The organism is Pseudomonas sp. RGM2987 (assembly GCF_022952855.1).
GTDB lineage: Bacteria > Pseudomonadota > Gammaproteobacteria > Pseudomonadales > Pseudomonadaceae > Aquipseudomonas.
This window is the reverse complement of the sequence record NZ_JALJDX010000023.1, coordinates 1-667: the sequence shown is the minus strand read 5'-3', so window position 1 is coordinate 667 and position 667 is coordinate 1. Positions and strand designations below refer to the sequence as shown.

Sequence of the window (667 nt, the reverse complement as noted above, 5' to 3'; positions counted from 1 at the left end):
CCAGTAATAGTCGTGCTGACGGTGCTGCCATTGTTGTAAACGTCATTGGCCGGGGTATCGACCGCCACGGTGCCAGTCGTTTGACCGGCTGCAATGTTGATTACCGCGCCATTGCTCAGGGTCACAGTGACCGGAGTTTGAGCAGCATTGGTCAGCGTCGCGGTGTAAGTGATCTGCCCGCCTTCGGTAATGGTGTCGCTGGCCGTCAAGGTCAGGCCGGTGTTGTCGACCGAATCGGTGATCGTGGTGACCGCAGGGGTGGTGCTCGGCACCAAGTTCTCGAAGTTACCGCCAGTGGCACCGGTGATGGTGGTGCTGACGGTGCTGCCGTTGTTGTAGACATCGTTGGTCGGGGTATCAACGGCAACAGTGCCAGTCGTTTGACCGGCAGCGATGGTGATGACCGAGCCGTTGCTCAAGGTCACAGTCACCGGCGTCTGAGCGGCATTGGTCAGCGTCGCGGTGTAGGTGATCTGACCGCCTTCAGTGATGGTGTCGCTGGCGGTCAGTGTCAGGCCAGTGTTGTCCACCGAGTCGGTAATCGTGGTGACCGCAGGGGTGGTGCTCGGCACCAGGTTCTCGAAGTTGCCGCCGGTGGCACCGGTGATGGTGGTGCTGACGGTGCTGCCATTGTTGTAGACATCGTTGGCCGGCGTATCAACATTGA

1 protein-coding gene is annotated in these 667 nt (G+C 59.8%); it reads right to left on the bottom strand.

Annotated elements, in window-relative coordinates; genetic code table 11:
- On the bottom strand, positions 1–667 hold a 667-nt coding region (locus tag RGM2987_RS00090), incomplete at both ends, for an immunoglobulin-like domain-containing protein (protein ID WP_245138089.1).